Origin of the sequence: Spirulina sp. CCY15215, assembly GCF_016888125.1 — a bacterium.
Classification (GTDB): domain Bacteria; phylum Cyanobacteriota; class Cyanobacteriia; order Cyanobacteriales; family Spirulinaceae; genus CCY15215.
Genome location: NZ_JACSWA010000596.1, coordinates 1 through 13,001 on the forward strand (window position 1 = coordinate 1; position 13,001 = coordinate 13,001).

Annotated in this window: 16 protein-coding genes and 1 pseudogene; 7 read left to right on the plus strand and 10 right to left on the minus strand. The window is 42.7% G+C overall.

Annotated elements, in window-relative coordinates; all coding sequences use genetic code 11:
- Positions 1–289 precede the first annotated feature (289 nt).
- The 7 genes from JUI58_RS22610 to nuoH form a co-directional block, all read right to left on the minus strand.
- Entirely contained in the window at positions 290–1,195 is a 906-nt protein-coding gene (locus tag JUI58_RS22610; protein WP_204106109.1) for an alpha/beta hydrolase, read from the minus strand.
- 4 nt (positions 1,196–1,199) lie between these two features.
- Positions 1,200–2,573 (minus strand): cytochrome c biogenesis protein, encoded by a 1,374-nt coding sequence (locus JUI58_RS22615; RefSeq protein ID WP_204106110.1) that lies wholly within the window; start codon positions 2,571–2,573, stop codon positions 1,200–1,202.
- The gene (locus JUI58_RS22620) at positions 2,570–3,322 is read right to left on the minus strand and encodes a cytochrome c biogenesis protein CcdA (RefSeq protein ID WP_204106124.1); all 753 of its coding nucleotides are present in this window, start codon (positions 3,320–3,322) and stop codon (positions 2,570–2,572) included. The genes JUI58_RS22615 and JUI58_RS22620 overlap by 4 nt, the downstream gene beginning before the upstream one ends.
- A gap of 176 nt (positions 3,323–3,498) precedes the next feature.
- Complete coding sequence (gene nuoK / locus JUI58_RS22625) at positions 3,499–3,810, minus strand: NADH-quinone oxidoreductase subunit NuoK (RefSeq protein WP_204106111.1); 312 nt, start codon at positions 3,808–3,810, stop codon at positions 3,499–3,501.
- Positions 3,811–3,837: 27 nt separating this feature from the next.
- A complete protein-coding gene (locus JUI58_RS22630) occupies positions 3,838–4,449 on the minus strand; it encodes an NADH-quinone oxidoreductase subunit J (RefSeq protein ID WP_204106112.1) in 612 nt (203 codons plus the stop codon).
- Between the two features lie 46 nt (positions 4,450–4,495).
- Complete coding sequence (gene ndhI, locus JUI58_RS22635) at positions 4,496–5,068, minus strand: NAD(P)H-quinone oxidoreductase subunit I (protein WP_204106113.1); 573 nt, start codon at positions 5,066–5,068, stop codon at positions 4,496–4,498.
- 49 nt (positions 5,069–5,117) lie between these two features.
- Positions 5,118–6,236: an NADH-quinone oxidoreductase subunit NuoH gene (gene nuoH / locus JUI58_RS22640; protein ID WP_204106114.1), complete on the minus strand. Its 1,119-nt coding sequence runs from the start codon at positions 6,234–6,236 to the stop codon at positions 5,118–5,120.
- Between the two features lie 482 nt (positions 6,237–6,718).
- Here nuoH and JUI58_RS22650 point away from each other — a divergent pair, with 482 nt between their 5' ends.
- The 3 genes and pseudogenes from JUI58_RS22650 to JUI58_RS27920 form a co-directional block, all read left to right on the plus strand.
- Entirely contained in the window at positions 6,719–7,111 is a 393-nt protein-coding gene (locus JUI58_RS22650; RefSeq protein ID WP_204106115.1) for a hypothetical protein, read from the plus strand.
- Entirely contained in the window at positions 7,102–8,268 is a 1,167-nt protein-coding gene (locus JUI58_RS22655) for a type III-B CRISPR module-associated Cmr3 family protein (RefSeq protein WP_204106116.1), read from the plus strand. Before JUI58_RS22650 ends, JUI58_RS22655 begins: the two co-directional genes overlap by 10 nt.
- Before the next feature lie 56 nt (positions 8,269–8,324).
- A pseudogene (locus JUI58_RS27920) lies at positions 8,325–8,495 on the plus strand (RAMP superfamily CRISPR-associated protein); the annotation flags it as partial.
- A 623-nt stretch (positions 8,496–9,118) separates the two neighbouring features.
- On the opposite strand, the gene JUI58_RS22665 reads toward JUI58_RS27920, so the two are convergent.
- Entirely contained in the window at positions 9,119–9,463 is a 345-nt protein-coding gene (locus tag JUI58_RS22665) for a hypothetical protein (RefSeq protein WP_204106118.1), read from the minus strand.
- Positions 9,464–9,613: 150 nt separating this feature from the next.
- The gene (locus tag JUI58_RS22670) at positions 9,614–9,970 is read right to left on the minus strand and encodes a DUF433 domain-containing protein (protein WP_204106119.1); all 357 of its coding nucleotides are present in this window, start codon (positions 9,968–9,970) and stop codon (positions 9,614–9,616) included.
- Between the two features lie 253 nt (positions 9,971–10,223).
- Here JUI58_RS22670 and JUI58_RS22675 point away from each other — a divergent pair, with 253 nt between their 5' ends.
- Entirely contained in the window at positions 10,224–10,457 is a 234-nt protein-coding gene (locus JUI58_RS22675; protein WP_204106126.1) for a DUF433 domain-containing protein, read from the plus strand.
- The gene (locus tag JUI58_RS22680) at positions 10,454–10,798 is read left to right on the plus strand and encodes a DUF5615 family PIN-like protein (protein WP_204106120.1); all 345 of its coding nucleotides are present in this window, start codon (positions 10,454–10,456) and stop codon (positions 10,796–10,798) included. The genes JUI58_RS22675 and JUI58_RS22680 overlap by 4 nt, the downstream gene beginning before the upstream one ends.
- Positions 10,799–10,880: 82 nt before the next feature.
- Here the strand turns inward: JUI58_RS22680 and JUI58_RS22685 are convergent, their stop codons facing one another.
- On the minus strand, positions 10,881–11,450 hold the full coding sequence (locus JUI58_RS22685) for a Uma2 family endonuclease (protein ID WP_204106121.1): 570 nt from the start codon (positions 11,448–11,450) through the stop codon (positions 10,881–10,883).
- 37 nt (positions 11,451–11,487) lie between these two features.
- Between JUI58_RS22685 and JUI58_RS22690 the strand changes: the two genes are divergently transcribed.
- Both JUI58_RS22690 and JUI58_RS22695 read left to right on the plus strand, forming a co-directional pair.
- Complete coding sequence (locus JUI58_RS22690; RefSeq protein WP_204106122.1) at positions 11,488–12,213, plus strand: hypothetical protein; 726 nt, start codon at positions 11,488–11,490, stop codon at positions 12,211–12,213.
- Between the two features lie 20 nt (positions 12,214–12,233).
- A complete protein-coding gene (locus JUI58_RS22695) occupies positions 12,234–12,734 on the plus strand; it encodes a hypothetical protein (protein WP_204106123.1) in 501 nt (166 codons plus the stop codon).
- Positions 12,735–13,001 lie beyond the last annotated feature (267 nt).

The following is a 13,001-nucleotide window of genomic DNA, read 5'->3' on the forward strand; positions in this document are numbered from 1 at the left end:
CAATCATTACAGTAGTAATAATAACCGTAATAAAAAACCCTAGGGAGCGAGACGCTCCCACTACGATAATATTCAATCATTACAGTAGTAATAATAATCGTAATAAAAAACCTAGGGAGCGAGACGCTCCCACTACGATAATATTCAATCATTACAGTAGTAATAATAATCGTAATAAAAAACCCTAGGGAGCGAGACGCTCCCACTACGATAATATTCAATCATTACAGTAGTGCGGGCATCTTGCCCGATTGTTATACCCATTAACCGGATTTGATCTAATCCTAGATTAGAGGGTTTTCACAAACTCAGAAACAACCCGCACAAATTCTTGGGGAGACTCGTAAGGAAGCACATTACGACCGGCAATTTTACAGCCTTGAATGTTAGGGAAATGCTCTAAATAAGATTCGAGACGGCGATCGGGGGTTTCGGTTTTGCCTGGACGACTGATACTGGAAGCCTTATTGCCAAAAATAGCTAAAGTGGGTTGAGAAATTGCCGCGATCGCCTCTTGAAAATCCTCTCGCCAAAATCCTGCTAAAAAGGAAAAGACTGCATGACGACTCGCCATTTTATCTGCGCCAATTTTTAGAGTTTCTAACCATTCTTCATCTACATCTTCAGTGCGATCGAATAGCTGACGGACTGAAAAGGACTGCAAAAATTGACGACGACGGGCATAACGAAAAAAGCCCCAACCTAGAGGAGATGCTAATAGATTCCAGATGATTTTTTGCTGTTGAAGTGATGCAGGAGTTTTCATTAATGTCCAGGCTGGGGGTCCTGCTAAAACCAAACCTTTAATCAATTCAGGACATTTTTGCGTACAGTAAATAGCGACGGGAAATAATGCGCCTTGTACAACAATAATAACAGGTTGTCGGACAATATTTTCAATAAAATATTGCATCTGATTTGCCCAATCTTCCGGATAGCAAGCAACTCCAGGCATTTCACTTTCTCCGCAGCCCAATAAATCGGGATTGTAGAGAGAATTCTGATTTCCTTCGCGATACCAAGTCAGGCAAAAACGCTGCCAAAATTGACGAGATAAACCAACTCCAATGGGATGAATTAATAATAAGGGAATTTGCCGATCGCCAGGGGTGCGATCGGGTTGTCTAATTTCGTAAGCACAACGATAGTTTTTCCAAGTATAAAATTGTGTCAGTTGGGGCTGAGTTGAGATCATGATTTTAATTAGAAGAATTAAGTTTTGCAGAACTTTGAATCTGTTCTAAAATTGCTATAATTTCGCGCTCAAATGTCACCTTAGCACGATTGGTTTTTCCACCTAAATAAAAGCGATCGCCTTCCTGCAAAGCCCAGATTTGCGAGTGGGAAAAATAGCTCATCACTACACCTATCATTAATAAAGCAAACCCACTATAAACAATAGGAATGCCCGGATCAGCTTTAATTTGTAATCCCGTTGAACCTATTAACTCTAACACTTTTAGAGTTACACCATTCAACAAATCAATTCCCCCACCTTCTCGCACTGCACCAATTAAATTACCAGTGCGATCGTAAGCAAAAAGCGTCCCCTGCAAATCTCTTGCAACCAAAGAAACTCCATCGCTTAAATCGGGTTTTGTCGGCACCCAAGTCCCCCAAAAACGGCCTTGTCCTCCTGTATCTAATTGTGCCATTGGCAGGCGAAAAATAGGGCTATTATTTAACTGTACTTTCACCGCATCAATACCCCAATTGGTTTGATAGAGGGTGACACCTTGGTAGCGTAAAGGTTGATTCACATAAATTGTTTTACGATCTACTTCTTCCCCTTGGCGATCGAGGACAGAAAGATCGGAATAAAACTGATCTATATTGCCATCTGGCGTATAATCAATCCAAAAATCATTAACTTTAACCACCCAATTCTGAGGAATTTGACTGGCTGCGAAAGGTCCCGCATCGATAATATTCCGAATCTGAAATATTGAACCACTAGGGGCAATTTCTTGAGCAAAAAATCCCGTCATCGATCCCCAAATTGAACCCGCTAAAATCACGAGCATACCAATGTGAACAATGATAGGACCGATGCGCCCAATGATTCCTTTACGAGCATATAAACTATCTCCTTCACGGAAGATTTTATAATTTTTCTTCCCTAATAAAGGTTCAAGAGAATTGAGAGAACCCGAATCTAATTCTGCACTTAATACGAGTTTATTAAATTGTTTTGATTTTGTATAATAACTCCAGCGTCGAGCCGATTTTAGAGTAGGAATTTGTCGGGTAAAACTACAAGCGGTTAAACTGCTGCCAAATACGACTAAAAGGGATAAAAACCACCAAGTTCGATAAACATGGTCTAATCCTAAAATCAAGAGAACTTTCCAGGTTAAAAAGCCAAATAAAGCAGGATTTTCAGGATAATTGGTTTGATAAAAAGCAAGACTTTGCCCCTGTTCGATCACAGTTCCAGAAATACTAAAGAGTGCGATCGCCAATAATAATATAATCGCTAAACGCAAATCGGCGAGAATCTTGATGCTGCGACGAAACCCACGCTTAAAATTGCTTAAAACTGTTTGTTCTGGAGATGTTTCTTCTATGTTCATGGAATTAGAATAGGAATGCGAGAGAGGAGAGAAAATGTACCAAAACCAATCAATAAAATGCCGCTAATGGGATTAATCCAACTCGACCAGCGACGCAATTCTAACAGTTTTTTGAGGGAAGCGGTAAAGGTTCCGGCTATAATTAGAGGAGCAACATAACCGATCGCATAACACAAGAGCAAAACTCCTCCCATAACAATATCCTGTGTTTTGATTACCCAAGATAACAACGTTGCTAAAACAGGAGTGCTGCAAGGAGAAGCAACTAAACCAAAGGTTAACCCCAATAAATAAGAGCGAATACTTTTAGGCAGGTTAGGTGAAATCCAATCATTTCCTCCTAAAGAAGGAAAATTCAGAGGGATAATTTCTAAGAGATTTAATCCCATTAAAATAGCGACTAAACTCACCAAAATTGGCAACCCAATGCCGATTTGTCCGTAAACTTTGCCCAAGGTTGCTGCTGCAATACCTAACCCGGCTAAAGTGCTGGCTAAACCCAAAGCAAACCATGTTGATTGAATCATACCTTGCCAGCGATCGCGATTGGGGGAGCCGTTTTCATATCCCCCAATATAGGCGATGGTAATGGGCAGCATCGAGAGCATACAGGGGGTTAAACTGGTTAATAAACCCGCTATCAAAACGATCGCGATACTGGTGATACTCAGGCGATCGAGTTGTGCCGCAACGATCGCATCGGCAAATTGTGAGAGTTGATAGAGTTGAGTTTGCAGGGTTTCGAGCATTGTAGGATTGACAGGTTGCGATCGCATTTTAATATCAAATCCGGTTAATGGGTACAATAAGCGGGCAAGATGTCCCCACCACTATCACCCTTGGGTATTAACGTAGACTTAATATAAACTGTATAAACTCTTTCAAAAAGAAATCCCCGCTTCTTGAGAGCAGGGATTTTAAATTGTTACCATTTCAACAGATTAAACTGTTCCATATCCACCGTATCCCGATTGCGATAAATGGCAAGAATAATAGCCAAACCCACTGCTGCTTCTGCGGCTGCAACTGTAATCACAAAGATCGCAAAAACTTGCCCTCTTATGTTTTCTGGGTCCAAAAAGTTGGAAAAGCCCATCAAATTGAGATTGACAGCATTGAGAAGCAATTCCACGGACATGAGAACTCGCACGGCATTACGACTGGTGACTAAACCATAAATGCCGATACAAAATAATGCAGCAGCCAGAATGAGGAAATACTGAAGTTGTAAGTGCATAAACGCTTAGTTTTGAGTTTTGATTGCTTAATTTTTGGGAGAATTGCCTGCGATCGCCGCTACCTCTCGAGGACGTTCGGGTAATTTTAGATCCCCTTGAGGTTGCTTGGAAGTCTTAGAAACTGTGGGAATAAAATCCCGACGTGCTAGAATAATTGCCCCTACCATTGCCATTAAAAGTAATACCGAAGCTAACTCAAAGGGCAACAAAAAATCGCTGAAAAAATGCTTGCCGATCGCAATCACGGTACTACCCGTAACAACAGTTTCATCTATCGCCCAGGGAGTCGCTACAACCATTGTTCCCAATAACAGGAATAAACCCCCACAAACCACTGCCGTTGCCCCTTGGCGCAGCCAGCGATTTTTAAGAGGAGTATAAATTTCCCGCTTGTTCACCAGCATAATAGCGAACAAAATTAAAACATTCACCGCCCCCACATAAATCAAAATCTGGGCTGCTGCGACAAAATCAGCATTGAGCAAAACATATAGCCCAGAAATACTGATAAAAACCAAAGCCAACAAAAATGCCGAGTAAACAATTTTCTCGAACAAGACAACCCCCAAAGCAGCCATAATCATTAAGGCTGCTAAAACGATAAAGGCTATGTCTTGAACTCCTTCTGCTAAAGTCACTTTTTCTCCTTGTTGTAAATAATGGATAATCGGTAATGGGCGATCGCTACTCTTTAATATCTTCAGGATGCTGACCTGCTCTTTGAGAACCTTTAGGTAGATCGTGAGGCTCCATAACCCCTTTGGGTAAATAAGCGAATTCTCGCAAGGGCGTTACCATTGGGTCTTGCGTCACCTTATAGGGTAAGCGTCCTAGAGCCACATTATCGTAATTGAGTTCGTGGCGATCGAAAGTTGCGAGTTCGTATTCTTCCGTCGCAGAGAGGCAATTGGTGGGACAATATTCAATGCAATTCGCACAGAAAATACAAACCCCAAAATCAATACTGTAGTGATTGAGTTTTTTCTTCTTTGCTACTTTGTCAAATTCCCAATCCACAACAGGAAGATTGATCGGACAAACGCGAACACAGACTTCGCAGGAAATACACTTATCAAACTCAAAATGGATTCTACCCCGATAGCGTTCCGAGGGAATGAGCTTTTCGTAGGGATACTGCACGGTAATCGGACGGCGCTGCATATGGTCGAAAGTCACCGATAGACCTTGACCGATATATTTTGCAGCTTGCACGGCATCCGTGGCATAGTCGCTAACTTGTTTGAGAAATTTAAACATGGAATAATTGGTGACTGAGCGCTGATAACTAATGACTGCTCACTGAATATTAGCCGCCAAAAGCAAAAGGAAGGGCTAATTTGAAAGCCGCCGTGAGGAGAAGATTTGCTAAAGAAATGGGTAGCAAAAATTTCCATCCTAAATTGAGGAGTTGGTCAATGCGAACCCGAGGCACAGTCCAACGGACAAGGATGGCGATAAAGACGAGAAAATAGGCTTTCAGTATCGTCATGATAATGCCTAGAGAAGCCGTTAAGACCTGTAACCAAGGGGTTGTTTCCCCGATTCCCAGCCATCCTGCTACGCGATCGAGAGGAATGGGAAATTCCCAACCCCCGAGGTAGAGAATAGCAACAACTAAGGCAGAAAGCACGAGGTTGATATAAGAACCCACATAAAAGAGTCCAAAGCGCATTCCCGCGTATTCTGTTTGATATCCCGCGACTAATTCTTCTTCGGCTTCGGGTAAATCGAAGGGAAGGCGTTCGCATTCAGCGAGGGCGGCGATCCAGAAGATCACAAAGCCGATGGGTTGTCGCCAAATATTCCAACCGAGGATGCCATAACCGGACTGCTGTTGGACAATATCAATAGTGCTGAGACTGTTGGACATCATGACCACAGCTAATACGGATAAGGCGAGGGGAATTTCGTAACTAATTGATTGAGCCGCCGCCCGTAAACCTCCCAAAAGAGAATACTTATTGTTAGAGGAGTAACCAGCCATGAGGAGGCCGATGGGGGCGATGCTGGAGATAGAAATCCAGAGAAAAATGCCAATATCGAGATCTGTAATTAGGAGATTTTGTCCAAAGGGAATGATGAGATAAGACAAAATCACGGGAATAACCACCAAAACCGGACCGAGGGTAAATAACCAAGGATCGGCTTGGGCGGGAATGACATCTTCTTTAAACACGAGTTTCAAGCCATCGGCGACGGGCTGTAGGACTCCGAGGGGTCCTGCATATTCTGGACCGATGCGCTGTTGGGCGGCGGCGGAGATTTTCCGCTCTAACCACACTGTGACTAGGACCCCAACGACAGAAGCGATGAGAACTAATGTCATGGGAATGGGGATCCAAAGGGCTTTGGCTGCTTCTGAGGACAGTCCCAAGTCCGTGAGGGTTTGAATAAAACTGCCTTGTAGGTCGATTCCTGAGTTCATTGAGCGATCGCGATCGTGATAGTTGGACGGCGGGATTTTAACAATCCAGCTTTAGAAAAGTCGATTCTCCGATCTTAGAATACCTTAGACTCAGATTTTTGTAGAGATTCTCAGGGATAGATTTAAGACCACGCTAATAATGTAGGGTCCGCGATCGCCTCGAGGATTTGCAACCCGCCGATGTAGTGACGTGCTTTTAAGTGCTGAACTTGATTCCGACACTAAGGGAACGCAAGGAAGTTCTCAAACGCTGCACAGAAACCTAAAATCAATCTAATTTTACTGGGAGCGGCAACAACAACTTCACTATTATATAAGTCTGTCTGCAAATCAGAAAAGCGATCGCCACTTTAATCTATGACTGACCCTATTTATACTGCTATCACTTTTTCTCCCGTGCAAGGATTTATCGAAAAATCCCGCAAACTTCGGGATTTATAGCAGAGAAAGCCGCGAAAAATGGGGGGCGCGATCGCATTGCTTTGCGAATTCTTTTTAATGGTGGCAATCATTTGGAATGGGTCTGTCCTTGGCGCTTTTTAGAGCAGATTTTGACGGGGTACCGCGATCGCGATAATAAACAAAATTGGGGGCATATTTACAGCGATATTGCTGCTTTAGAATCTCGTCATGCTTTTAGCGATCGGAGTTTTTCGATCGCCAAAAGTATCTTTGATTTATATTTTCCCAAATGTCAAAATGTTCTCGATCCGAACAATTGGTGGAATGTAGATCAAAAAACATGGTGGCAAACCAAAGATAGAGCCGGAATTTTGGGTCAGCGAGAAAACTTTAAATCCAATCCGGAAGTTTATTCGGCTCTCAATAACTGGGTAATTAATTTAGCAAAGGTAGGTTTTCATCTATGCAAGTAACTGAAACTCAAAACAAAAACGGAGCAACATTATCTCGTCCTGCTTTTCAATATCTCGTCATTATTGAACCTTTAGGATTATTATATGGCAGTGCGGGACCCTTTCTTTCTCCTGAGAACTTAGTGGGGCGATCGGGTCAGAAATTCCCGCCGGCTGCGACGGCATTATCGGGAATTTGTGCCGCATCTCTTCCTCCTCCTAAATCGGAAAAACTCGATGATTGGTCGGAGGAATTTCGGGATTTACAATTGGCGGGACCGTTTTGGGGGTGGGACAAAAATCCTCAAAATTTCTATGTTCCTACTCCGTTTAATTGTTTAGTAGAAGATGGAAAAATTAAATATCAATTAAAATGGCGATCGCCTGAAAAAACAGCCAGTGAGAAAGAAACTCATCCTAAACGATGGTTAGTAGATGAAGACCAACTCCCCGATGAGAAAAAAGACGAAAATCCTCCTGTTGGGAAATTTACTAAGGGGAGTTGGTTGGCTATTGATTCTTGGCCAGATTTGAATGCGGGAAAAATGCCTCCCGTAGAAACAATCCCTCCTTGGAAATTTATTCCCCATTTACATCCTCGTTTAAAAGAAGGAGAAAGAATCGTAGACCAAGACAGCGATCGCGGCAGTTTATTCCTAGAAAATGCAGTGCAGTTAGATTCTCATGCTTGTTTAGTGTATCTCTGCAATGCAAAAATCAAGGATGGGTGCTATCGCTTTGGAGGAGAGGGACATTTAGTTGAGTTGCGTTGCGAAGAAATTGGCGAAACAGTGCGCGGGTTACTGGATGCACCTATTGAGAACAGTTTTGCCCTCATTACTCCCGGAATTTGGGGATCGAATGACTATTCTTATCGCGCACCGCGACAAAACAAGCAGGGAGAATTATTGTGGGGAAATGGCGCAGTAGAGGCGCTTTTAACGGAACGACCTACTCCCCTTCGTCACCGTCGAGGCAGTCGTGCTGTAGGCGATAATAACCCCTCTGCACGCCTTTCTCGGGGTCGCTATGCTGTGCCTCCAGGTAGCGTTTACGTGCTGGAGAAACCTTTAAATCTCTCTTGGCAAAACTGGCCGGATGAGTGGTTTCCCAAGGAAGGAACGACTTTTAAACGCTGGGGTAGTGGCTTATCACTGCCACTTTCAGTTACCAGTTAGCATCACCCATTACCTATTACCCATTACCCATCACCCATTACCCATCACCCAAAATCATGTACAAAAAAGGTTACGGCATTATTGAAACTTTAGCACCTCTCCATGTAGGTGCTTCGGCGGGAGAAGAAATGGGCAATTTAAACTTGATTTTCCGCGACCAATTTACCCGCACGGGGATTATTCCTGGAAGTTCCCTCAGAGGTCGTTTTCGGGCAGATTCGCGCCAGATGAAGGAAGATTATGAAGGTTGGTATGGACGGGATTCTCAAGGGAAAAATAAGCCAAAATCGGAGGATTCTGATGAGGAAAAAACGGAAGATAAGCCAAAGCCAGAGGATTCTGATGAGGAGAAAACGACTGATTCCGAACTTCCTAACTTCCTAAATCCCTAACTTCCTAAATCCCTAACTTCCTAGCTTCCTAAATCCCTAAATCCCTAGCTTCCTAAATCCCTAGCTTCCTAAATTATGAGAGGAGATGTTGTCAATTTGTAACTTTGAGATGCACCCCATTGCAAAAAACACCGATCTTGACTCAACCTACTTAGAACTTAAGGAGATTAATGATGACTGAACTCAAAAGACCTAATCCTCGTCATTCTTTCGTTGACCTCTGAAGGTCGCTTGTCCCGCAAGGGTTTCAAAGATTGCCAAAGGAGCAAAAAGACACTTTCTCATCCCTTTTTTGGGTCGTTTTCAGACCTATGGAGGTTGGGGGGTCTGAAAGCTGGTCTGGGCAAGGTGTCTGTGAGGGCGCTCCCTACCGATGGGTTTAAATCGGATTAGTTGAAAACCTGTCATTGAACCAATCGGATACGAGTGCCATAGTAAGAAAAACTCTACCGATGGGTTTAAATCGGATTAGTTGAAAATAATGAAGTAGGTTTGGTAGGGGCGTATTGCATACGCCCTTTATCGATATCGTCAATCAATTGCATACGCCCTTTATCGATATCATCAATCAATTGCATACGCCCTTTATCGATATCATCAATCAATTGCATACGCCCTTTATCGATATCATCAATCAATTGCATACACCCTTTATCGATATCATCAATCAATTGCATACGCCCTTTATCGATATCATCAATCAATTGCATACGCCCTTTATCGATATCGTCAATCAATTGCATACGCCCTTTATCGATATCGTCAATCAATTGCATACGCCCTTTATCGATATCATCAATCAATTGTTTTGAAAAAATGATGGTTTTATCGCAAGTTTGGGCGCAAGCGTTGCGCCCCTACGGTAAATCGAACGGGGATGAAAGAAAAGCGATCGCATTTCCCGAAAAAAGGGTTAATCTTATAGAGGAATATAAATAATGCGATTTTGATAATCAGCGCGATCGCCCTGAATTCTCATTTATTGGATTTTGTCTGGCTTTTTTCATATTTCTTAATTGGCGAAGTTTAAGAATAAAATCGGGGGGGTTTTCATCTTGTTCTCGTTCCGATCGCAAACAATATTCAAGCCAATCTGACATATAGCGACCTATTTTTTTCCGATCGTGAAGATAATATAAAATCGTGGCATAAACTTGTTCAAGGGTCAAAGTTGAATAGGTTTTGGCGATCGCTTCTGGCGATCGACTGCAATAAATATACTCATACAAAATAGTTTCAATACCAATCCGCGAATTCCGAATGCGAATATCGTTAGGTGTTAAAATTGTAAAATAATCTTCTAACTGCATACAATTCACTGAATTACTATTACTATCGTATCATGCTGTTTGACGATTGGGAGTCCACCACCGAAACCGCCGCCGACGGTTTACATAATTTAATGTGGGGCTGGACAGATTGGACGTTTTTATGTAGTCCAAAAGGAGAAATCTATTAAAACGGATTAGGGAAGAATGCGATCGCGCTGATGGTTGAGAAAAATTTGAGGAGATGCGATCGCGTTATAATGAGGAAGAAATGCGATCGAATAATGATGGTCAGATGATAAACCGCACTAACCTATTAGCTCGAATTACTCAGACACCGGGAAAATGTGGCGGTCGTCCCTGCATACGTGGGATGCGAATTCGCGTTAGTGATATTCTTGAAACATTAGCAGATAATATCCCTGCTAGCGAAATTTTAGAAGACTTTCCCGATCTCGAACCTGAAGATATTCAGGCGTGTTTATTATTTGCCGCCCTGCAAATTGATTTTCCCAAAATAGCCGTATGATTTTTTGGTTAAATGCTCAACTTCCTCCCAGTTTAGCGCAATGGTTGACTGATACATTTGATGTTAATGCCTTAGCCTTGCGCGATCTGGAATTACGTGACGCACAAGATATTGAGATTTTCAACGCAGCACAAATTAACGGTTTAGGCACGGTTATTATTACAAAAGATCGAGATTTTGTCGATTTAGCGATCCGTCAGGGGATTCCACCTCAAATTCTTTGGTTAACTTGTGGTAATATCAACAATCGAGATTTAAAACGTATTTTTAGTCGCGCATTTCCACAAGCATTAGTTTTACTGGAACAAGGTGAAACAATTGTAGAAATTGGCAGAACATAATTTGCACGGAAAAGCGATCGCGTTTCCCGTTGAGAAAAATTTGAGGAGATGCGATCGCTCATCTAAATCTAAGCATTGCATTTTATCCCGTCAAAACCTCATCATAAATCTCTGCCATTGTCAAGGTTAAATCTACTGAATTTAACGCTAAAATATCGTCTGCTTCTAAGATTTCGAGAGACCAAATTCCTGCTGCATTCCGTCGATAAACTTCTACCTTCATTTCCGTTTGAGAAACGAGGATGTATTCTTGTAAACTGGGCAAAGTTTGATAATTTAATCGTTTTTCTCGCCGATCTAAACTTTGAGTGGAAGGGGAAAGCACTTCAATAATTAAACAGGGACGAGTTTTATAATATTTTTCCGTATCTTGGCGATCGCAAGTCACCATGACATCAGGATAATAAAAAAGTTCTGCTGTATTTTGAGCAATAGGCATATTGACTTTCATATCTGACATAAAAGTTTTACACCCACTCCCGCGTAAATGAATTAATAAACGAGTATAGATATTCCCAGCAATGCGATTATGTTCTTCGCTACCTCCAGACATCGCAAATATTTGACCGCCAAGATATTCATGGCGAATGGGGCTTACTTTTTCGCCTTCAAGATAGTCTGATACAGAAATAAACGCCGTGGATAGTTTCATGATTTTGTCCTATAATGATTCACTAATAATCGAGAAAATGCTAGATGGTGAAAAAGTGACAATCAATCAACTGAGTGAACAAGTTCCCCTCATGTTTCGCGCCCAAATTCGCGGGCGCTGTCAACTCCACTACATTAACAATAACAAGCAAATTGAACGCTGGGTGTCCGAGTGGATCGATCCCCTCCCCAAACGTCCTTACCAATGGCGAAAAAATCCTCAGCAAAGAACCAATGACTATAAATTTAACTGGCGCTTCGTTACCAACGGCGGCCAAGATGATGGCATCATTCGCCCGGCGATCGGTGCCAATGGACTGCCCTTCTATCCCGGTAGCAGCATGAAAGGGGCATTTCGTCGCGCCTGTACCCCCCAGCAAATTGCCAAATATTGCGGGAGATCTAGCGAGGGAAGTCATCGACCCGGAAGCACTCCCCTGCGCTTTCATGGGGGCTATCCCGTCAATAACGACTGGCAGGAAAATCTCATCGATCTGGTTCACCCGCAACAGAAATGGCAAGTAAAAACCCTCGATACTGGCAAAAAACCGAAGGGAGAAAGTGCTTTTGCCCTGATTTCCCTCTACAAACCCGAATTTAAGTTCTGCATTTCCAGTCCCAAACCTCTCAGCGAGGAAGACTGGGGGGAAATTTGGCAAATTTGGGATAAGGCGATCGCCTCGGCTTTGGCAAATCTTGGCGCAGAAGCGATCATCGTCTCTTTTTCCCAGAATATTACGATCGCAATGAAGCAAAACCCTTAATTGGCTGTCATTGGGATTGGTTGAAACCGAGAAAGGAGAATAAAATCAAGAAACTGGAAGAAATAGGACAGTTTATCAATGATACCCGCGAGACTTTTTCCGGATGGATGCGATCGCCGGATTCTAGTCCGTCGCCATCTCAGCAGTGGGTTGTAAATTGGCGAGAGGCTTGGCATCCAGACAATGTGCTAGTGTGGGGACGGAAGGCAGATAATCGGGATGATTCTACGGCGATTCGCTGGTTTCACGGAGACTATAAAAACATTGACAGTAAAACAATTTACCAGTCATCGCTTACAGGAAAGGTTTCAAAACAAGGAGCCCAAATTGGCCGTTTGTGGCATCGAATGTACCCAGTAACGAGAAAACTTCGTCGCAAAAATTCAGAAGAAACATTTATCCACAAGATGTTTTTTGAATTGTTGGTGATATTTCCCGATGAATTAGAGCAAACAGAGGAGTTTCTTAAGTTTCTGCGATCGCATCCCGACGGATTCGAGTTACTCTGGGGCAATGGATAATGCGATCGAAGGATTGTCGTAGCTTCCTTCTAGTGGGTCAGAAACCTCTAAGGACGGGGTTTCTACCCAATTTTTCGATGAATTCCATTAAAAAGGGGGACTTTTGCATTCTCCCCCCTTATCAAGTCAGGCTGGGGGGATCGAATCAATAACTAGCAAATTGAGTTAATATTGAACAAAATGTCGAGTGCAGTCCCTACCCATAATCTTTGATTTGGGTAGGGTTAGCGAGACCAACAAAGGAAATCGCGAAGCATCCGACTAGAG